Origin of the sequence: Pseudomonas massiliensis (assembly GCF_000826105.1) — a bacterium.
GTDB classification, from domain to species: Bacteria; Pseudomonadota; Gammaproteobacteria; order Pseudomonadales; family Pseudomonadaceae; genus Aquipseudomonas; species Aquipseudomonas massiliensis.
Map to the genome: position 1 here is coordinate 154,453 of NZ_CCYK01000007.1, position 18,784 is coordinate 173,236.

Consider the following 18,784-nt stretch of genomic DNA (forward strand, 5'->3'; position numbering starts at 1 on the left):
TTGACGCCACTAATGATGGCCTATGACGAAGCACCGCTTTGTCATAGGCCTAAAAAAGCGGCGCATCATACCAGCGCTTATTCGCCGGGAGAACGCGCCTCGGTCATTCCGCCTGCCTGCGCGCTTGCAGCGCGATGAGCGGGCTGTGCAAAGTGCATACCTGATTGCCGGATATTCGAACGCAACGCGTTGCCGATTCGTATTCAACAGTTCTAGTCCAGGCATCCGCCGCAGGGAAGCTCGTCGCGCTTTCGCCAGGTTCCATGCGGTCCCAAGGGCGCCGGGTATCGATTGCTCGAAGCGGATGGCAAGCGGTTTGGCTGAACGAACCCGCGAAGGGGAAAGTCGTACACCAAAGACGCAAGCGCCCAGACTTGCGCGTCCGACCGTGAGGCTTCCCCATGAGTGCTCTTTCCCAGCGCACTGGCGTGGCATGCTATGCCAGCCATTCGATCCGGTTCACGCTCAACGGTGAACCCAAAACGCTCGACGTCCTGCCCTGGACGACGCTGCTCGATCTTCTCCGCGAACGCCTGGATCTGGTTGGCAGCAAGAAGGGCTGCGACCATGGCCAATGCGGCGCCTGCACAGTGCTGGTCAATGGCAAGCGCGTCAACGCCTGCCTGACCCTGGCAGTCATGTGCGATGGGCATGATGTGACGACCGTGGAGGGGCTCGCCAAAGGCGATGCCCTTCATCCGCTGCAGACGGCGTTCATCAAGCACGATGCTTTCCAGTGCGGCTACTGCACCCCGGGCCAGCTATGCTCGGCGGCGGCGCTGCTCAAGGAAGGTCACGCACATTCGGCCGCCGACCTGCGCGAGCAGATGAGCGGCAACCTGTGCCGCTGCGGCGCCTACGGCAATATAGTCGCCGCTATCGAAGAGGTCATGCAGGCCCCCGGGGAGTTGCCCTCATGACGCCATTCAACTACGCGCGGGCGGCGGACGTAGGCGAAGCGCTGGCCCTCTACCAGCCTGGCAGCCGGTTCATCGCCGGTGGCACCAACCTGCTGGACCTCATGAAGGAAAATGTGGTTCGCCCCGAGCGGTTGATCGACATTTCGCGCCTGCCCCTGCGCGAGATCACCGTGCAGGACGATGACCGTGTTCGCATCGGTGCCTTGGTGAGCAATGCCGACCTGGCCTATGACCCGCTGGTCCAGGGCCGTTACCCGCTACTCAGCCAAGCCATCCTGGCCGGCGCCTCCCCACAGTTGCGAAACATGGCGACCACCGGCGGCAACCTGCTACAGCGTACCCGCTGCTATTACTTCTACGACTCGACAGTGCCATGCAATAAGCGTGAGCCTGGCAGTGGCTGCCCGGCCCGGGAAGGGTTGAACCGCATCCATGCCATATTCGGCGCCAGCGACCAGTGCGTGGCAACCCACCCTTCGGACATGTGTGTGGCCTTGGCAGCGCTGGAGGCCACTGTCGAGGTTCAGGGGCCCCAGGGCACGCGCAGCATCGCGTTCAAGGATTTCCATCGGCTCCCGGGCGATCAGCCGGAGCGGGACAATCACTTGGGCGAGGATGAGCTCATCACCGCGGTGCAACTGCCCTCCGAAGGTTTTGCCACCCATAGTCATTACCTGAAGATCCGCGACCGGGCGTCCTACGCCTTTGCGCTGGTTTCTGTGGCCGCTGCCCTGAAACTGGAAGGTGACCGCATTCTCGAAGCGCGCCTGGCGTTGGGCGGGGTGGCCCACAAGCCATGGCGCAACCCGGCGGTGGAAGCCGGCCTGGTGGGCAAGGCAGTAAGCCATGAAACCTTCGCCGCCGCCGCGGATGCGCTCATCCAGGAGGCGCGTCCTCTGGCTGGCAATGCGTTCAAGGTGAAACTGGCTCGGCGCGCCATCGTGCGTGCACTCGATGAAGCCGTACTGGGAGGGCAGCGCCCATGAGCGTACTAGGTCAACCGCTGGATCGGGTCGACGGCCTTCTCAAGGTCACCGGACAGGCCCGTTACGCCGGAGAATATCCGACTGACGGCCTGCTCTATGGCAGCGTGGTATCCAGCACCATCGCCTCGGGCCGGGTAGTGCGCATTGACGCCAGCGCCGCGCTCGCGATCGCTGGGGTGGAGTTCGTCATGGACCATGGCAATCGCCCACCCATGGCTGGAGACGATGAAGACTACAGCGATGCCGATGCCGCTGATGGCAAGCCGTTCCGCCCGTTGTTCAACGACCGGGTGCTGTATAATGGCCAGCCGGTGGCCCTGGTGGTCGCGCGGGATCTGGAACTGGCCCGCCATGCCGCTTCCCTGGTGCGTGTAGAGTATGTGGAGCACCCCTGGTGTTCGGACCTGCGCGCCGAGCTGGACAAGGCAGAGCCTGCGCCAGCGGAGTTGCCGGAACCCCGTGGTGACTTCGAAGGGGTTTACCAGGCGGCGCCTTATCAGGTCGACGCCACCTATGAAACACCCATCGAACACCACAATCCCATGGAGCCGCACGCCAGTACCGTTATCTACAAGGAGGACGGTAGCCTGGAAGTGCATGACAAAACCCAGGGTACCCAGAACTGCCAGAACTACCTTTGCCAGGTGCTCGGCCTGGAAAAGGAAAAGGTAAGGGTACTCGCGGCGTTCGTGGGCGGGGCCTTTGGCTCCGGGTTGCGCCCGCAGTATCAACTGCCCTTGGCCGCCATGGCAGCCCTGAAGCTGCGTCGCTCGGTCAGGGTGACCCTTACCCGTCAGCAGATGTTCACCTTCGGCTATCGTCCACGGACGATCCAGCGGTTGCGCCTGGCCAGCGACGCCGGCGGCAAGCTGCTGGGCGTGGCTCACCACGCCACGGGCGTGACCTCTCGCTTCGAGAAATTCACTGAGCATGTGGTGGAGTGGAGCGGGATGCTGTACCACTGCGATAACGTCAAGCTCAGCTATGACCTGGTGCCGGTGGACCTCTACACCCCGCTGGACATGCGCGCTCCCGGCGCTGCCCTGGGCCTGATCGGGCTTGAGTGCGCCATGGACGAGCTGGCCGAACGTCTGGGCATGGACCCGGTCATCTTCCGCGAGTTGAATTTCGCTGACAGCAACATGAACGAGGGCAAGCCTTATTCGAGCAAGGCATTGATCGCCTGCTACAACGAAGGACGCGCTCGCTTCGGCTGGGACCGCCGCAAGGCCATGCCTCGTAGCCAGCGCAACGGGCGCCGGCTGGTCGGGATGGGCATGGCCGGTGGCGTGTGGGAGGCCATGCAGATGCCGGCCAGTGCCAAGGCCAGCCTGGGCAAGGACGGCATCCTGACGGTCAGTACCGCGACCACCGATATCGGCACCGGTACCTACACCGCCCTGACGCAAATCGCTGCTCAGGCCGCGGGCCTGCCGGTAGAGCAGGTACGTGTCTGCCTGGGAGATTCTTCATTGCCCACGGCGCCTCTGCAGGGTGGCTCGTTCACCATCTCTTCGGTAGGCACCGCCGTGCAACAGGCCTGCGAGGCCCTCCACAAGCGACTGCTGACGGCAGCGGCAAGTATCGACCCAGACTTCGCCAGCGTGACCCTGGACAAGATCAGCTTTACCGAGGGCGCGCTGGTGTGGGGCGACAAGCAGTTGACCTACACGGACCTGGTCCATGCCAGTGGTGTAGACGCCGTCGAAGCACAGGTTGACGCCGAGCCGGATAAAAAGCGTGAGCCTTTTTCCACCGCGACTCATTCGGCCGTTTTTGCCGAAGTGGAAGTGGACGAAGACCTGGGCACCATCCATGTCACGCGTGTGGTCAGCGCTGTGGCCGCCGGTCGCATCGTCAACCCGAAGACCGCGCGTAGCCAGATACTCGGTGGGGTGGTCTGGGGCATCGGCATGGCCATGCACGAGGAAACCCTCACCGACCACGCCTTCGGTCGCCACATGAATCACAACCTGGCCGAGTACCACATTCCCGTGCAAGCCGACGTGGGCGACGTGCAAGTGATCTTCGTCGAAGAACAGGACAGCATCGTCAACGCCCTGGGGTCCAAAGGGGTAGGGGAGATAGGCCTGGTCGGCGTGCCAGCAGCGATCGCCAATGCGATCTACAACGCCACGGGCAAACGGGTGCGGGAATTCCCTATCACCCTGGACAAGCTGCTGGATATCAACTGAACGGCTTCACCGGATGGTGGCCAGCGAAGCTGGCGAACGGGGCCTGTGCATCGGAACCGGATTCGACAGCTTCGCTGTAACAAACGGTGGGAGCCAGCGAAGCTGGCGAACAGGGCCTGAAGTGCACCTTCCTTTGCGCCGACCTGAATTCGGCAGCTTCGCTACCGCCTACCCTGGGGTTTGCATATGATCACGCTTGGTCAGGCTGGGGAACAGCTTCATCCAGGCGCCGGTCACCACCAAGGTGCCGACCCCGCCGAGTACCACGGCGGGTACGGTACCGAACCAGTGAGCCGTCAGGCCGGATTCGAATTCCCCAAGCTGATTGGAGGCGCCAATGAACAGCCCATTGACCGCGCTGACACGCCCGCGCATCTCGTCTGGAGTTTCCAGTTGAACGAAGGCGCCACGGATCACCATGCTGATCATGTCTGCCGCGCCGAGCACCGCGAGGGTGAGCAGGGAAAACCAGAACGAGGTCGACAGGCCGAAGGCAATGGTCGCCACGCCAAACACCCCCACCCCGGCGAACATGGTGCGGCCCACCTTGCGTTCGATCGGGAAGCGGGCCAGCCAGAACGACATCAAGAGCGCGCCCACCGCGGGGGCGGAGCGTAGCAAGCCTAAGCCCCAGGGCCCGGTGAGCAGGATGTCTCGCGCGAACACCGGCAGCAAGGCCGTAGCGCCGCCCAGCAGCACGGCGAACAGGTCCAGGGAGATGGCGCCAAGGATGTCAGGCCGACTGCGAATGAAGTGGATGCCGGCCATCAGCGACTGCAGGGTCGCGCGCCCTGTGGGCAATGGTATTTCGCGCTTGGGCAGGCTAAGCATCAGGCTCAGGGCCAGAACGTAAAGCACAACGGTGGGGCCATATACCCAGATGCTGCCGAAGGCATAAAGAAAGCCCCCCAGTGCCGGTGCCACGATGGTGGCGGTCTGCATGGCCGATGCCGAGGCCGCCACGGCGCGCGGGAACAGCGCTGCCGGGACGATATTGGGCAGCAACGCCTGGGTGGTGGGCATTTCGAACGCTCGCGCGCCGCCCAGGCAGAAGGCCAGGACGAAGATCATTTCGCGGCTGACGTTATCCGTGCCGCTGCCAATGACCAGCGCCAGGGCGACCAGCGCCTGCAAGGTCTGGCAGATGGCGGCGACCTTGCGCCGGTCGTAGCGGTCCGCCACATGCCCGGTGTGGAGCATGAACAGCACCCGTGGCGCGAACTCCACCAGCCCGACCAGGCCCAGGTCCAGCACGCTACCGGTGAGTTGATACAGGTGCCAGCCAATGGCGACAGTCAGCATCTGGAAACCGCTGGCGGTGCACACCCGAGCCAGCCAGAACGCCAGGAAGGGACGATGGTGACGCAACAGCCGAGGTGCTTCGCTAGCCATGAAAGGCATCTGCCTCACGAATGAAGAGGATAGGAGCCTATCATTTCTCTGTAACAAAAAGTTGCTGCGTCTGCATAAAACCTGCCGTTTTCGTGGGGTGAGGCAATAGGTCACGCGGCACTGAACCACAGGGTAGACCCAAGTGAACGGGGCTACGCTATGCGCAGTCATTGACTTGGATCAATGCCGCATACCGTGCCGCCTGCCAGAGGAAACACTATGTTCGGTTCAGAGGCGCTAGACCTCGCCCGCATCCAGTTCGCCTTCACCGTGTCCTTTCACATCCTGTTCCCGGCCATCACCATTGGCCTGGCGAGTTACCTGGCTGTGCTCGAGGGGCTCTGGCTGAAGACCCGCGACAGCGTCTATCGCGACCTGTACCACTTCTGGTCGAAGATCTTCGCCGTGAACTTCGGCATGGGGGTGGTTTCCGGCCTGGTCATGGCCTATGAGTTCGGCACCAACTGGAGCCGTTTCTCTGGTTTCGCCGGGGCCATTACCGGCCCGTTGCTCACCTACGAAGTCCTGACTGCCTTCTTCCTCGAAGCAGGCTTCCTGGGCGTCATGCTTTTTGGCTGGAACCGGGTCGGCCGTGGGCTCCACTTCTTCGCCACGGTCATGGTGGCCATCGGTACGCTGATTTCCACCTTCTGGATCCTGGCGTCCAACAGCTGGATGCACACCCCGCAGGGGTACCAGATCGTCGATGGCCGGGTGGTGCCGGTAGACTGGTTCGCCGTCATCTTCAATCCCTCGTTCCCCTATCGTCTCGCGCACATGGCCACTGCCGCCTTCGTGGCCACGGCATTCTTCGTTGGCGCCTCGGCAGCCTGGCATCTGTTGCGTGGGCGCAACAATCCGGCAGTGCGCAAGATGTTCTCCATGGCCATGTGGATGGCCCTGATAGTGGCGCCCGTGCAGGCCATGCTGGGTGACATGCATGGCCTCAATACGCTTGAACATCAGCCAGCCAAGATCGCGGCCATCGAAGGACATTGGGAAAACACCAATGACGAACCCACGCCCTTGATCCTGTTCGGTTTGCCCGACATGGACGCGGAAACAACCCGCTTCGCGGTGGAAGTTCCCTACCTGGGCAGCCTGATCCTGACCCACAGCCTGGACAAGCAGATCCCGGCGCTCAAAAGCTTCCCCAAGGAGGACCGGCCCAACTCCACCATCGTCTTCTGGTCGTTCCGCATCATGGCCGGCCTGGGCATGCTGATGATCGCGATTGGCCTGTGGAGCCTGTGGCTGCGCTGGCGCGGAACGCTCTATGACAACCGCTGGTTCCATCGTGCCGCGCTCTATATGGGGCCTTCGGGGCTGATCGCGATACTGGCCGGGTGGTTCACCACTGAGGTCGGTCGCCAACCCTGGGTGGTTTATGGCCTGCTGCGCACCGCCGATGCGTCGTCGAACCATGACGTAGGCCAGATGGGCTTTACCCTGGCCTTGTTCGTGCTCGTCTACTTCGCGGTGTTCGGCGTGGGCTTCGGTTACATGATGCGCCTGGTGCGCCGCGGGCCGGCCATCGCCGATCCCCACAGCCATGGTGGTCCGGGTCAGAAGCGTACGCCGGCGCGGCCGCTGTCCGCCGCTCATGAAGAAACCCCTGAAGACCACCACGCCATGTCGAACGAGAGGACCTGACCCATGGGCATCGATCTATCGCTTATCTGGGCTGTGATCATCATCTTCGGCGTCATGATGTACGTGGTGATGGATGGCTTCGACCTGGGCATCGGGATTCTTTTCCCCTTCACGCCCAAGGAGCATGACCGCGACGTGATGATGAACACGGTCGCGCCAGTCTGGGACGGCAACGAAACCTGGCTGGTGCTGGGCGGGGCAGGGCTGTTCGCGGCCTTCCCCCTGGCTTACTCGGTGGTGCTGTCCGCGCTCTACATCCCCTTGATCCTGATGCTGATCGGACTGATTTTCCGCGGAGTGGCTTTCGAGTTCCGCTTCAAGGCCAAGGTGGACAAGCGCCATATCTGGGACAAGGCCTTCATCGGCGGCTCGTTGCTGGCTACCTTCTCCCAGGGCGTTGCCCTGGGGGCCTATATCGATGGCATCAAGGTAGCCGGACGCGCCTACGCCGGTGGCCCCTTCGACTGGCTAACGCCCTTCTCGCTCTTCTGCGGCCTGGGCCTGATCGCCGCCTATGCCATGCTCGGCTGCGCCTGGCTGATCATGAAGACCGAAGGGGCGCTGCAAGAGCGCATGCATCAGTTGGGCAAGCCCCTGACTTTCGTGCTGCTGGGCTTCGTCGCCGTGGTCAGCATCTGGACACCCTTGGCCCACAGTGACATCGCGGCTCGCTGGTTCACCCTGCCGAACCTGTTCTGGTTCCTGCCGGTGCCTATCCTGGTGGTGGTCGCGACCCTCGGGCTGCTCCGGGCAGTAGCCCGCAAGGCTCACTACACGCCGTTCCTGCTGACCCTTTTGCTGATCTTCCTGGGCTACAGTGGCCTGGGCATCAGTCTGTGGCCCCACATCATTCCTCCAGCCGTAAGCATCTGGGACGCCGCCTCGCCGCCCCAGAGCCAGGGGTTCGTGCTGGTGGGCACGCTCTTCATCCTGCCATTCATCCTAGGGTACACCTTCTGGAGCTACTACGTATTCCGCGGCAAGGTCACCACCGAAGATGGCTATCACTAAGGAGGCCGCCGCCATGGCTGAACCGTTGGAAACCAAGAAGCCCCTGTGGCAGCGCCTCGGCTGGCTGGCGCTGATCTGGGTCGCCAGCGTGGTCAGCCTGGGCCTGGTAGCCGGGCTGCTGCGCCTGCTGATGGCGGCGGCAGGCATGCGGAGTCATTGAGGGGGCGGGCCCTGCCGGGCAGCGACGCCTGGCCGAGCCCCTGCCAAACGCCGCTTCGAAAACCTGGTAGTTTGCCAGGTAGTTTTTGAAACGCCCGACCGGTACTTTTGGACATTCAAGCGGGCTTGCCCGGATGTCTCGAAGGATCGTCGTTCATGCCGAACCGCTACTCTGGTGAGCTGTTGCGCTACCTGTGCATTGGCATGGTCAATACCTGTCTTCATGCCAGCGTGTTCGCGCTTTCCTTGCAAGGGTTCGGCCTGCCCCAGGGCATGTCCAATCTGCTCGGTTTTTTGACGGCCGTCACTTTCAGTTATTTCGCCAATGCACGTTGGACTTTCCAAGCGCCAGTGTCGCTTGGACGCTATTTCTTGTTCACTGGCTTCATGGCCCTGCTTGCCTTTGCCCTCGGCCAGCTGGGGCAAGGGCTAGGCTGGCCCGCCCCGCTTACCTTTTGTCTGTTCAGCGGCATCAGCCTGCTGCTGGGGTTCGCCTTCGCCCGCGGAGTCGTATTCAAAGGGAAGATGGGTAAATGCTGATTTCCCTGGTAGTGCCCGTCTACAACGAAGAGCAAGCCATCGAGCTGTTCTACCAGGCCGTGGAACGCATGGCCGCCCAACGACCCTATCGGTTTGAAATTCTGTTCATCAATGATGGAAGCACCGACGACAGCGCCCAGGCGGTCGAGCGCCTAATGGGCAACAAGCTGGATGTGGTACTGGTGAACCTGACCCGTAACTTTGGCAAGGAGTCGGCGCTGTTGGCAGGCCTGGAACACAGCCGTGGCGATGCGGTGATCCCCCTTGACGTGGACTTGCAAGACCCGGTTGAACTCATTCCCGAGCTGATCGAGCGTTGGCAGCAGGGCGCCGATATCGTTTTGGCCAAGCGTGCCGACCGATCAACCGATGGGCTGCTCAAGCGTAAGACCGCCGGCTGGTTCTACAAATTGAACAATGCGATCAGCGACAACCGACTCGAAGAAAACGTAGGGGATTTCCGCCTGCTATCCCGCCGCACGGTCGAGCATATCAAGGCGCTGCCCGAGCGTAACCTTTTCATGAAAGGGGTAATGCAATGGGTGGGCGGCCAAAGGGCGGTAGTGGAGTACACACGGCCGGAGCGCGTCGCGGGCACCAGCAAATTCAATGGCTGGAAATTGTGGAATCTGGCGCTGGAAGGCATCACTTCATTTTCTACCGTGCCGCTTAGAGTCTGGACCTACATTGGCGCCCTGGTTGCCCTGGGGGCCTTGATGTACAGCGCTTGGGTGGTGGTTTCAACCTTGCTCTGGGGCAACGAGGTGGCAGGTTATGCCTCGCTCATGGCGACCCTGCTGTTCCTTGGCGGCGTGCAACTGATCGGTATTGGGGTATTGGGGGAATACATCGGCCGAATCTATGCTGAAGCCAAATCTCGGCCACGTTACCTCGTCGATAGCGTCATTCGTAACGAAGAGTCCGCGCAGCCAAACACGAAGAGAGAAGCGCATGATGCGTAACCGAAGCCTGCTGGCTAAAGTAACGGGCCAGCTGTTGTCGTCATGGCAGGCCGGGGGGTTCTTCCTGGCGGCCATGGGGCTCTACAGCCTGCCCCTCATACTGAATAACTACGCTTATATCGATGACACAACGCGCGGCCTGACTGCTCACACTTATTGGACCCAAGAAGGTCGGGCCGTCGGCGATGTTCTCATGTACGCCCTGAGCATGACAGGGGCGGCCCCGGATCTTTTTCCCTTGACGCTTTTCGCTGGAATAGTGGCGATGGCGTATGGGATGGTGCGCCTCGCGCGGCACTGGTTTGGCCATCCCACCATGGCGCAGTGCGCGATTCTATTGCCGCTGTGGTTCAACCCTTACTACCTGCAACAGCTTTCCTACCACTATGACTGTTTCACCGTCAGCGTAGGTATAAGCCTGATGATGCTGGCTGTCAGTTTTCGGCATCGAGTCGGCTTGCTGCATTGGATAGTACCGTCATTGCTGGTCGCGGCGGGCATGGGTACCAACCAGATCACCTTGCATGTATTTCTCGGCCTGGCCTGCGTGGATGTGCTTCAGCGGAGCCATGCGCGGCCCGGTCAGGCTTGTTCGTGGCAGTTGGTGCGCCATCATTTCAAGGTCGTGCTGTCGGCTTGCCTGCTTTATTTGCTCGTGTTCTACCCGATGATCGGGAACGACCGTGGCGGATTCATCCTACCCTCCGTCGCCGATTTGGGCGCACGCTTGGTAGCCATCCTCGAGCGTACCCTGAGCTTCATCAGCGTCAGCACTGCGCCTATTTTCATCGGCCTGGCGGCTCTCGCTTCGACAGGATGGGTGCTGTCGGTCAGGCAAGGGATACGGGCAAACGCTTCTGTGCGGGATAAAACCCTGTACCTGTTTATACATATGCTTTGCTTGATGGGGCTCGTGCTGGCGGTTCCAGGCATGCTTCTGTTCATAAGCGATCTCGAGAACAATCTGGGCGCTAGGGTACTGATAGGTGTTTCGCCATTGTTGGTAGGCCTTTTCTATCTCGCCTACATTGCTCTGGTACGCCTGCGTCTGGCCTTGGCGGGGCTGTTGTTTATTCCGCTTTTCGTCTTTTTGTCGTTTTCCTATGCCTATGGGCAGGTCATGCGCGATAAAAAGGACTTGGAAATTTTCAGCCGGGTAAGCGTAGCCACGGATTTACTGAGCCGGCCTGAGCTGCAACCGGCCAAAGTAGTTTTCATTGAGAATTACAATACGGCACCGCCCATTTCGAAGTGCCTTCAGGATGTGCTGCCCGCCTTGGACTATGTCTTCGGTAATTACTACTGGCTACTTCCTGAGCAGCTGGCAAAATGGGGCTTCGATGGGCAGGCAAGTCCAGAACGCATTTCCTTCGACGACGAGCCGGTTGTCGTCAAACCGTTCTACCGTATCTATCTCCATGATGGAAACGCGTACGTTCGCCTGGAACCGCTCAAGTCCGCGCCTGCCCTCGAGTGCGGTACGCAGTAACCGGTCGCCACAGGCGAAAGGCTATTTCCGCGCCCGCAACACCACGAACTTGGGCGTGGCCGCCACCTGGTCCACGCCCCTGAACAGTCTGCCCAGCTTGGCGTGGTAGCCCAGGTGGCGATTGCCCACGATGTAGAGCGAGCCGCCTGCGACCAAGGCTTCCCGCGCCTGCTGGAACATGCGCCAGGCGAGGAAGTCACCGACTACCTGCTGTTGGTGGAAAGGTGGATTGCAAAGCACCACGTCCAGCGAGGCCGGCGGCTGCCCGGCCAGGCCGTCGCCAGGGCGAATGTCTACTGGGCGCTCGCCCAGCGCAGCTTTCCAGTTTTCCCGGGCCGATTGCACGGCCATATAGGATTCATCGACCAAGGTGTAATCAGCGGCAGGGTTGTCCAGGGCGCTGAGGATTCCCAGCACCCCGTTCCCGCAGCCCAGGTCCGCTATCCGTGCCCGGCCCAGGCCGGTGGGCAAATGGGGCAGGAAGGCTCGGGTGCCGATGTCCAGGCCCTCGCGGCAGAACACATTGGCATGGTTGACCAGTTCGACGGGCGGATGGTCGAGCCGGTAGCGGGTAGGGTAGGGCGACTGGGCCTGTGGCCGGGGGTCGAAGGTGGCGGTTAGCAGCCGTGCCTTCTTCACCCCAAGGGAGGCTTGCACGGGGCCGATGTACTTGGCCAGCAAATCACCCGCGGCGCGCGGCAAGTGCTTGATCATGGCGCCAGCCACCACGCTGGCCCCTGCTTTCAGGTGAGCCTGCAGGCGAATCAGCTGGTCTTCCAGCAGCGCCAGGGTTTTTGGCACACGGATCAGTACGTGGTCGAACGCTCCCTGGAAGGGCTCGCTGGCAGGGCTCAGCGCCAGGGCGTCATGTGGCAGACCGTTGCCTGTCAGGTTCTTGCGCAAGGCCAGCGCGCCCAGGTGCGAGTCGCCACTGGTCACCAGCTCGAACCTGCCCAGCAAGCTGATGGCCAACGCGCCGAACCCATCGTTGAGCACCAGCACGCGGGCGGAGGCGGGCAGGTTGCGCTGGGCCAGGTCCGCCAGCAGGTAGTCGTCCGCCGCGTCGAAGGCATACAACGGCTCATTGGCCATTTCCGGCTGGCGAACCAGGTCGAGTTGGGCGAAGGCGTTGTCGAAACGGGGCATGGCGGGCTCGGACAGGCAAAAAAAGCCGATTCTACGGGCTTTCCACACGGCGCGTCGGTGTTTGTCCGCGCCCGTTTGCGCCACACTAGGCGGCCTGTGACCTGGAGGCTCCATGAGCGACGAGAAATTCACCCGCCAGCGCTTGCTGGAGGTGCATACCCTAACCCCGAACCTCTTTACCCTGCGTACCACCCGCGACCAGGGCTTTCGCTTCCAGGCAGGGCAGTTCGCGCGCCTGGGCGTGACCAAGGCTGACGGCAGCGTGGCCTGGCGTGCCTATTCCATGGTTTCGTCGCCCTATGACGAGCATCTGGAATTCTTCTCCGTGGTAGTACCGGGCGGCGAGTTCACCAGCGAGCTGTCGCGCTTGACCGTGGGTGATGAATTGCTGGTCGAAAAGCAGGCCTTCGGCTACCTGACACTGGACCGCTTCGCCGATGGGCAAGACCTTTGGCTGTTGGCGACCGGTACAGGCCTGGCACCCTTCTTGTCCATCCTGCAAGGGTTCGAGGCCTGGGAGCGGTTCCAGCGGATCTTTCTGGTGTACAGCGCCCGTCATGGCCAGGACCTGGCCTATGGCGAGCTGATCGCCGGCCTGGAGCAGCGGGACTATCTGGCCGAACACGCCGGCAAGTTGCGCTTCATTCCCGCTGTCAGCCGCGAAGCCTGGCCCGGCGCGCTGCAGGGCCGCATCACCGACCTGATTCGCAACGGCGAGCTGGAGCGCGCCGCTGGTGCCCAGCTGACGCCGGAACATTCGAGGGTGATGATCTGCGGCAACCCTGAGATGGTCGACGAGACCCGCGCCCTGCTCAAGGCGCGAGGCATGAACCTGAGTCTGAGCCGCCGGCCCGGCGCGGTGGCCGTGGAAACCTACTGGTGAACCGCGACGGTCATCATTGCGCCGACGGCGGTGTCACCGAGGCGGCGACGGGTGGCTTGCCGTTCTGCTCCTTGAGCAGATCGCGGATTTCCCCGAGCAGCACTTCTTCCTTGCTCGGCGCTGGTGGCTCGGAAGGCTTCTTCGCTTCCTCGTGCTTGAGGCGGTTGATCACTTTCACGCCCATGAAGATGGCGAAGGCTACGATCAGAAAGTCGACCACGGTCTGGATGAACTTGCCGTAGGCCAGCACCACCGCGGGGGTATCACCCTGGGCCGGTTTGAGTACCAGCGCCAGGTTGGTGAAGTCTACACCGCCGATGAGCAGGCCTAGTGGAGGCATGATCACATCGCCGACGAAGGACGACACGATCTTGCCGAAGGCGGCGCCGATGATGATACCAACGGCCATATCGACCACGTTGCCTTTGACTGCGAAGGCCTTGAACTCTTTAAGCAGGCTCATTGACGGATCCTTTCTTTCAAGTGGGAAGGCTGCGGAGCTTTTTTACCTAAACTTCAGGAAAATCGCAGGGTTACCGCTCCGCCTACTGTTCTACAAGACCCATGCTAAGTCGATTAGTTTTGTCTCTGTGACCGCCTGTGGCGTTTCGAGCAGGTATCATGGCCGCTTTACTTGCTACGGAGCTCGCCCATGGCCAAGGCCAAGCGCATGTACGGCTGCACCGAGTGTGGTGCTACCTTTCCCAAATGGGCCGGCCAGTGCGCTGAATGCGGCGCCTGGAACACTCTGGTCGAAACCCTGGTGGAAAGTGCCCCGGCCTCTACTGGCGGTGGCCGCACGGGCTGGGCGGGCGAGCAGGCGACCCTCAAGACCCTGGCTGAAGTCAGCGTAGAGGAAATCCCACGCTTCTCTACCGTATCCACTGAGCTGGACCGGGTTTTGGGCGGAGGGCTGGTGGACGGCTCCGTGGTGCTGATCGGTGGCGATCCGGGAATCGGCAAGTCCACCATCCTGCTGCAGACGCTCTGCAACCTGGCCGAGCGCATGCCCGCCCTCTATGTCACGGGGGAAGAATCTCAGCAGCAGGTGGCGATGCGCGCGCGCCGTCTGGGCTTGCCCCAGGACAAGCTTAAGGTAATGACCGAAACCTCCATCGAGAGCATCATTGCCACGGCACGCCAGGAAAAGCCCAAGGTGATGGTGATCGACTCCATCCAGACCATCTTCACCGAACAGTTGCAGTCGGCGCCGGGCGGCGTGGCCCAGGTACGGGAAAGCACGGCCCTGCTGGTGCGCTTCGCCAAGCAGAGCGGCACCGCCGTGTTCCTGGTTGGCCACGTGACCAAGGAAGGCTCCCTGGCCGGCCCCCGGGTGCTGGAGCACATGGTCGATACCGTGCTCTATTTCGAGGGCGAATCCGACGGCCGTCTGCGACTGTTGCGCGCGGTCAAGAACCGTTTCGGCGCGGTCAATGAGCTAGGCGTCTTCGGCATGACCGACCGTGGCCTGAAGGAAGTGTCCAACCCGTCGGCCATCTTCCTCAGCCGCGCCCAGGAAGAAATCGCGGGCAGCGTAGTCATGGCCACCTGGGAAGGCACCCGGCCGATGCTGGTGGAGGTGCAGGCGCTGGTGGACGACAGTCACCTGGCCAACCCGCGGCGAGTGACGCTGGGCCTGGACCAGAACCGCCTGGCCATGCTGCTGGCCGTGCTGCACCGTCATGGTGGCATTCCTACCCACGACCAGGATGTGTTCTTGAACGTGGTAGGTGGTGTGAAAGTGCTCGAGACCGCTTCAGACCTGGCCCTGATGGCCGCGGTCATGTCCAGCCTGCGTAATCGCCCCTTGCCTCATGGTTTGCTGGTGTTCGGCGAAGTAGGGCTTTCCGGCGAGGTACGGCCCGTGCCCAGCGGCCAGGAACGATTGAAGGAGGCCGCCAAGCACGGCTTCAAGCGGGCCATCGTGCCCAAGGGCAATGCGCCCAAGGAGGCACCGGCCGGGTTGGAAGTGGTAGCGGTGACGCGTCTGGAGCAAGCCCTGGACGCGCTCTTCGAGTGAGCGCCAGGCCTTGACCGGCTCAGCCAGCTGGCGTATCACCGGGTTTTAACCCGTACAGGTATTCCCATGCTGAGCGCTCCGACGATCAAAGCCGTGATATTCGACATGGACGGCTTGCTGCTCGATACCGAGGGCATCTATACCGAAGTGACCCAGGCCATCGCCCAGCGCTACGGCAAGACCTTCGACTGGAATCATAAGCAACACATCATCGGCCGCGGCGCCCGGGACCTGGCAGCCTATGTGGTGGAGGCACTGGAAATGCCCATCAGCGTGGATGAGTTTCTGGAAATCCGCGCGCCCCTGATGACGGCTCGCTTCCCCGATGCCATGGGCATGGTCGGTGCCGAAGCGCTGGTACGCCACCTCAAGTCCCATGACATCCCGATCGCCGTGGGCACCAGTTCTTCCAGCACCTATTTCAAGCTCAAGACCCAGCGCCACCAAGACTGGTTTTCGCTGTTCGACACCATAGTGACCGCGGATGACCCCGAAGTAGGGGCCGCCAAGCCGGCGCCGGACATCTTCCTGGTCGCCGCGCGCCGCCTTGGGGTGGCGCCCGCCGATTGCCTGGTCTTTGAAGACTCGCCCTTTGGCGTGACGGCCGCCAAGGCCGCCGGCATGTACGCCCTGGCGGTGCCCGATTCAGCCATGGACCCGGAAAAGTACACCCACGCCGACGGCCGGCTTGGCAGCTTGCTGGAGTTTCAGCCGCAGGCGTGGGGGTTGCCCCGCTTCCCTTAGTGAATCAACGCGCTCAGTTCCCGCTCAAGCTCACCTTCGTCACCCAGGTTCAGCTCCACCAGGCGACGCAGGTGGCTGATGGAGTCCAGGTCGATATGGGTGCACTGGAAGCCCAGCTGGCCGTCATTATCGTGCTTGAGTTCGGCGTCCATGTTCACCGGGGCGTCCGGGCCTAGCTGCACATGGACCTTGAAGGGCTCGTTGGCCAGGCCGTTCCAATCGTCGGGCTTGGCCACCAGCAGGCCCTTGAGGGAGAGGTCGAGCAAGGCGACCTCCCAGCGACTATCGCCCTGAGTGAGCGTGGTACGCGCGTCGAAATCGATGCGCTTGAAGCGACGACGGTCCTGCGTATTGCCCTGTGCTTCGGTGGTGTCCTGGGTCATGGCTACTTCCTCGATAAAGCCCCTGTGCGCGGGTTGCGCCTATGCTGCCGTGCCCCGGTGTGCCCGGCAACGCTTGTGTAACCGTTTCCTGGGCCGAGCTTGCCAAACCGCGAACGGAAGCGCATAACCCGAACAGGCCTTCTGCCATCGACCTTGGTGGGGGATGTGCTCAGGGCCGAGTCTGGCTAGACTTGAGCCGGGTCTACTCCGTTCCCATCTGCTGGAAGATCGAACATGAAAAACAATAATAGCCTGGCTCGCCACTTACCGTGGCTCGCACTGGCGATAATCGGGGCCTGGGCCCTGGGGGTGGTCGCGCTGCGGCGCGGTGAAAGCATCAACGCCTTATGGATAGTGGTCGCGGCAGTCGCCATCTATCTGATCGCCTATCGTTACTACAGCCTGTTCATCGCCGAGAAGGTAATGCAACTCGACCCGCGTCGGGCGACACCCGCGGTGCTCAACAATGACGGGCTCGATTTCGTGCCCACCAACAAGCACATTCTCTTCGGGCACCACTTCGCCGCCATCGCTGGTGCCGGGCCGCTGGTCGGCCCGGTACTGGCCGCGCAGATGGGCTACCTGCCCGGCACGCTCTGGCTGATCGCGGGGGTGGTACTGGCCGGCGCGGTACAGGACTTCATGGTGCTGTTCCTGTCCACCCGGCGCAACGGCCGCTCCCTCGGCGACATGGTTCGCGAGGAAATGGGCCGCATCCCTGGCACCATCGCCCTGTTCGGCTGCTTCCTGATCATGATCATCATCCTCGCCGTGCTGGCGCTGATCGTGGTCAAGGCATTGGCTGAAAGCCCATGGGGCATGTTCACCGTGATGGCGACCATCCCCATCGCCGTGTTCATGGGCCTGTACATGCGCTTCATTCGCCCCGGGCGCATCGGTGAAATCTCCCTGATCGGCGTGGTGTTGCTGCTGGCGTCCATCTGGGCCGGCGGCCAGGTGGCGGCCGACCCGGTATGGGCCAAGGCGTTCACCTTCAGCGGCGTACAGATCACCTGGATGCTCATCGGCTACGGCTTCGTCGCGGCGGTAATGCCGGTGTGGCTGATCCTGGCGCCTCGGGACTACCTGTCCACTTTTCTGAAGATCGGCACCATTATCGCTCTGGCCATCGGTATCCTGATTACCATGCCCGAGCTGAAAATGCCGGCGCTCACCCAGTTCGTGAACGGTACCGGCCCTGTCTGGAAGGGCACGCTCTTCCCATTCCTGTTCATCACCATCGCCTGTGGCGCGGTGTCAGGCTTCCACTCGCTGATCTCCTCGGGTACCACGCCCAAGCTGCTGGATAACGAGGTCAATGCCCGCTATATCGGCTACGGCGCCATGCTGATGGAGTCCTTCGTGGCGATCATGGCCATGGTCGCGGCCTCGGTGATCGAACCAGGCGTGTACTTCGCCATGAACAGCCCGGCCGCGGTGGTCGGCGCGGATGTGAATGCCGTGGCCGCTACCATCAGCGGCTGGGGCTTCGCGATCACGCCCGAGGCCTTGCAGGCGGTAGCCCGCGATATCGGCGAAAACACCATTCTGGCCCGCGCCGGTGGTGCCCCTACCCTGGCGGTGGGTATCGCGCAGATTCTGCATTCCGTGTTGCCAGGCGAGAACACCATGGCGTTCTGGTACCACTTCGCGATCCTGTTCGAGGCGCTGTTCATCCTTACCGCGGTGGATGCCGGCACCCGTGCCGGGCGTTTCATGCTGCAAGACCTGCTGGGCAGCTTCGTGCCAGCGCTCAAGCGCACCGAGTCCTGGGTGGCGAACATGATCGGTACCGGAGGCTGCGTCGCCCTCTGGGGCTACCTGCTGTATCAGGGCGTGGTGGACCCACTCGGGGGCATCAATACCCTGTGGCCATTGTTTGGCATTTCCAACCAGATGCTCGCGGGCATCGCGTTGATCCTTGGCACCGTGGTGCTGATCAAGATGAAGCGCCAGCGCTACATCTGGGTCACCCTGTTGCCGGCCGCCTGGCTGCTCGTCTGCACCACGACCGCAGGCCTGATCAAGCTGTTCGACCCCAATCCGGCGGTGGGCTTCCTCGCGCTTGCCAGGAAGTACAGCGACGCCCTGACGGCCGGGCAGGTGCTGGCGCCGGCCAAGAGCACCGAGCAGATGCAGAGCGTGATCTTCAACGCCTACACCAACGCCACCTTGACGGTGCTCTTCCTCTTCGTGGTATTGGCGGTGCTGGTGTTCGCGGTGAAAATTGGCCTGGCTGCCCTCGGCAAGCGTGAGCGAACCGACAAGGAAGCACCGTTCCAGGCACTGCCCAAGGCCTGA

At 62.2% G+C, this 18,784-nt stretch carries 17 protein-coding genes; 13 read left to right on the top strand and 4 right to left on the bottom strand.

All coding sequences use genetic code 11. The annotated features are described in order from the left end of the window. Positions 1 to 401 precede the first annotated feature (401 nt). Genes BN1188_RS11550 through BN1188_RS11560 form a run of 3 tightly spaced genes read left to right on the top strand, consistent with a single transcriptional unit; the run spans position 402 to position 4,101 of the window. Complete coding sequence (locus tag BN1188_RS11550; protein ID WP_052469254.1) at positions 402 to 920, top strand: (2Fe-2S)-binding protein; 519 nt, start codon at positions 402 to 404, stop codon at positions 918 to 920. Further along, a complete protein-coding gene (locus tag BN1188_RS11555) occupies positions 917 to 1,906 on the top strand; it encodes an FAD binding domain-containing protein (protein ID WP_040261633.1) in 990 nt (329 codons plus the stop codon). Before BN1188_RS11550 ends, BN1188_RS11555 begins: the two co-directional genes overlap by 4 nt. Then, the gene (locus tag BN1188_RS11560) at positions 1,903 to 4,101 is read left to right on the top strand and encodes a xanthine dehydrogenase family protein molybdopterin-binding subunit (RefSeq protein ID WP_040261634.1); all 2,199 of its coding nucleotides are present in this window, start codon (positions 1,903 to 1,905) and stop codon (positions 4,099 to 4,101) included. Before BN1188_RS11555 ends, BN1188_RS11560 begins: the two co-directional genes overlap by 4 nt. A 168-nt stretch (positions 4,102 to 4,269) precedes the next feature. On the opposite strand, the gene BN1188_RS11565 is transcribed toward BN1188_RS11560, so the two are convergent. Further along, positions 4,270 to 5,493 carry an MFS transporter gene (locus BN1188_RS11565; protein ID WP_040263871.1) on the bottom strand — a complete coding sequence of 408 codons (1,224 nt, stop codon included), beginning with the start codon at positions 5,491 to 5,493 and terminating at the stop codon, positions 4,270 to 4,272. Between the two features lie 219 nt (positions 5,494 to 5,712). On the opposite strand from BN1188_RS11565, the gene BN1188_RS11570 reads away from it, so the two are divergent. The 6 genes from BN1188_RS11570 to BN1188_RS11595 all read left to right on the top strand — a co-directional run bounded on the left by BN1188_RS11570 (position 5,713) and on the right by BN1188_RS11595 (position 11,307). Beyond that, a complete protein-coding gene (locus BN1188_RS11570; RefSeq protein ID WP_040261635.1) occupies positions 5,713 to 7,146 on the top strand; it encodes a cytochrome ubiquinol oxidase subunit I in 1,434 nt (477 codons plus the stop codon). A 3-nt stretch (positions 7,147 to 7,149) separates the two neighbouring features. Next, positions 7,150 to 8,157, top strand: a complete 1,008-nt coding sequence (gene cydB / locus BN1188_RS11575) for a cytochrome d ubiquinol oxidase subunit II (protein ID WP_040261636.1) — start codon at positions 7,150 to 7,152, stop codon at positions 8,155 to 8,157. A gap of 13 nt (positions 8,158 to 8,170) precedes the next feature. Next, a complete protein-coding gene (locus tag BN1188_RS11580; protein ID WP_040261637.1) occupies positions 8,171 to 8,317 on the top strand; it encodes a DUF2474 domain-containing protein in 147 nt (48 codons plus the stop codon). Between the two features lie 155 nt (positions 8,318 to 8,472). Beyond that, entirely contained in the window at positions 8,473 to 8,856 is a 384-nt protein-coding gene (locus BN1188_RS11585; protein WP_040261638.1) for a GtrA family protein, read from the top strand. Beyond that, on the top strand, positions 8,850 to 9,818 hold the full coding sequence (locus BN1188_RS11590; protein WP_052469255.1) for a glycosyltransferase family 2 protein: 969 nt from the start codon (positions 8,850 to 8,852) through the stop codon (positions 9,816 to 9,818). The genes BN1188_RS11585 and BN1188_RS11590 overlap by 7 nt, the downstream gene beginning before the upstream one ends. Beyond that, positions 9,808 to 11,307, top strand: a complete 1,500-nt coding sequence (locus BN1188_RS11595; protein ID WP_040261639.1) for a glucosyltransferase domain-containing protein — start codon at positions 9,808 to 9,810, stop codon at positions 11,305 to 11,307. Before BN1188_RS11590 ends, BN1188_RS11595 begins: the two co-directional genes overlap by 11 nt. A 21-nt stretch (positions 11,308 to 11,328) precedes the next feature. On the opposite strand, the gene BN1188_RS11600 is transcribed toward BN1188_RS11595, so the two are convergent. Further along, positions 11,329 to 12,453, bottom strand: coding sequence for a methyltransferase (locus BN1188_RS11600; RefSeq protein WP_040261640.1), 1,125 nt, complete (start codon positions 12,451 to 12,453; stop codon positions 11,329 to 11,331). 112 nt (positions 12,454 to 12,565) lie between these two features. Here BN1188_RS11600 and BN1188_RS11605 point away from each other — a divergent pair, with 112 nt between their 5' ends. Next, complete coding sequence (locus BN1188_RS11605) at positions 12,566 to 13,336, top strand: ferredoxin--NADP reductase (protein ID WP_040261641.1); 771 nt, start codon at positions 12,566 to 12,568, stop codon at positions 13,334 to 13,336. Positions 13,337 to 13,349: 13 nt separating this feature from the next. On the opposite strand, the gene mscL is transcribed toward BN1188_RS11605, so the two are convergent. Continuing rightward, a complete protein-coding gene (gene mscL / locus BN1188_RS11610; RefSeq protein ID WP_040261642.1) occupies positions 13,350 to 13,799 on the bottom strand; it encodes a large-conductance mechanosensitive channel protein MscL in 450 nt (149 codons plus the stop codon). Positions 13,800 to 13,988: 189 nt separating this feature from the next. Here mscL and radA point away from each other — a divergent pair, with 189 nt between their 5' ends. Continuing rightward, entirely contained in the window at positions 13,989 to 15,356 is a 1,368-nt protein-coding gene (radA, locus tag BN1188_RS11615) for a DNA repair protein RadA (RefSeq protein WP_040261643.1), read from the top strand. Between the two features lie 66 nt (positions 15,357 to 15,422). Next, complete coding sequence (locus BN1188_RS11620; protein ID WP_040261644.1) at positions 15,423 to 16,100, top strand: HAD-IA family hydrolase; 678 nt, start codon at positions 15,423 to 15,425, stop codon at positions 16,098 to 16,100. On the opposite strand, the gene BN1188_RS11625 is transcribed toward BN1188_RS11620, so the two are convergent. Then, the gene (locus BN1188_RS11625; RefSeq protein ID WP_040261645.1) at positions 16,097 to 16,483 is read right to left on the bottom strand and encodes a PilZ domain-containing protein; all 387 of its coding nucleotides are present in this window, start codon (positions 16,481 to 16,483) and stop codon (positions 16,097 to 16,099) included. The genes BN1188_RS11620 and BN1188_RS11625 overlap by 4 nt on opposite strands. A 234-nt stretch (positions 16,484 to 16,717) precedes the next feature. On the opposite strand from BN1188_RS11625, the gene BN1188_RS11630 reads away from it, so the two are divergent. Next, entirely contained in the window at positions 16,718 to 18,784 is a 2,067-nt protein-coding gene (locus BN1188_RS11630) for a carbon starvation CstA family protein (protein WP_040261646.1), read from the top strand.

Coding starts and splice junctions, on each gene's coding strand:
- BN1188_RS11590 (WP_052469255.1), top strand. CDS start 8,850: ATGCTGATTTCCCTGGTAGTGCCCGTCTACAACGAAGAGCAAGCCATC.
- BN1188_RS11570 (WP_040261635.1), top strand. CDS start 5,713: ATGTTCGGTTCAGAGGCGCTAGACCTCGCCCGCATCCAGTTCGCCTTC.
- BN1188_RS11625 (WP_040261645.1), bottom strand. CDS start 16,483: ATGACCCAGGACACCACCGAAGCACAGGGCAATACGCAGGACCGTCGT.
- BN1188_RS11600 (WP_040261640.1), bottom strand. CDS start 12,453: ATGCCCCGTTTCGACAACGCCTTCGCCCAACTCGACCTGGTTCGCCAG.
- radA (WP_040261643.1), top strand. CDS start 13,989: ATGGCCAAGGCCAAGCGCATGTACGGCTGCACCGAGTGTGGTGCTACC.
- BN1188_RS11605 (WP_040261641.1), top strand. CDS start 12,566: ATGAGCGACGAGAAATTCACCCGCCAGCGCTTGCTGGAGGTGCATACC.
- BN1188_RS11560 (WP_040261634.1), top strand. CDS start 1,903: ATGAGCGTACTAGGTCAACCGCTGGATCGGGTCGACGGCCTTCTCAAG.
- BN1188_RS11555 (WP_040261633.1), top strand. CDS start 917: ATGACGCCATTCAACTACGCGCGGGCGGCGGACGTAGGCGAAGCGCTG.
- BN1188_RS11620 (WP_040261644.1), top strand. CDS start 15,423: ATGCTGAGCGCTCCGACGATCAAAGCCGTGATATTCGACATGGACGGC.
- BN1188_RS11550 (WP_052469254.1), top strand. CDS start 402: ATGAGTGCTCTTTCCCAGCGCACTGGCGTGGCATGCTATGCCAGCCAT.
- mscL (WP_040261642.1), bottom strand. CDS start 13,799: ATGAGCCTGCTTAAAGAGTTCAAGGCCTTCGCAGTCAAAGGCAACGTG.
- BN1188_RS11595 (WP_040261639.1), top strand. CDS start 9,808: ATGATGCGTAACCGAAGCCTGCTGGCTAAAGTAACGGGCCAGCTGTTG.
- BN1188_RS11630 (WP_040261646.1), top strand. CDS start 16,718: ATGAAAAACAATAATAGCCTGGCTCGCCACTTACCGTGGCTCGCACTG.
- cydB (WP_040261636.1), top strand. CDS start 7,150: ATGGGCATCGATCTATCGCTTATCTGGGCTGTGATCATCATCTTCGGC.
- BN1188_RS11580 (WP_040261637.1), top strand. CDS start 8,171: ATGGCTGAACCGTTGGAAACCAAGAAGCCCCTGTGGCAGCGCCTCGGC.
- BN1188_RS11585 (WP_040261638.1), top strand. CDS start 8,473: ATGCCGAACCGCTACTCTGGTGAGCTGTTGCGCTACCTGTGCATTGGC.
- BN1188_RS11565 (WP_040263871.1), bottom strand. CDS start 5,493: ATGGCTAGCGAAGCACCTCGGCTGTTGCGTCACCATCGTCCCTTCCTG.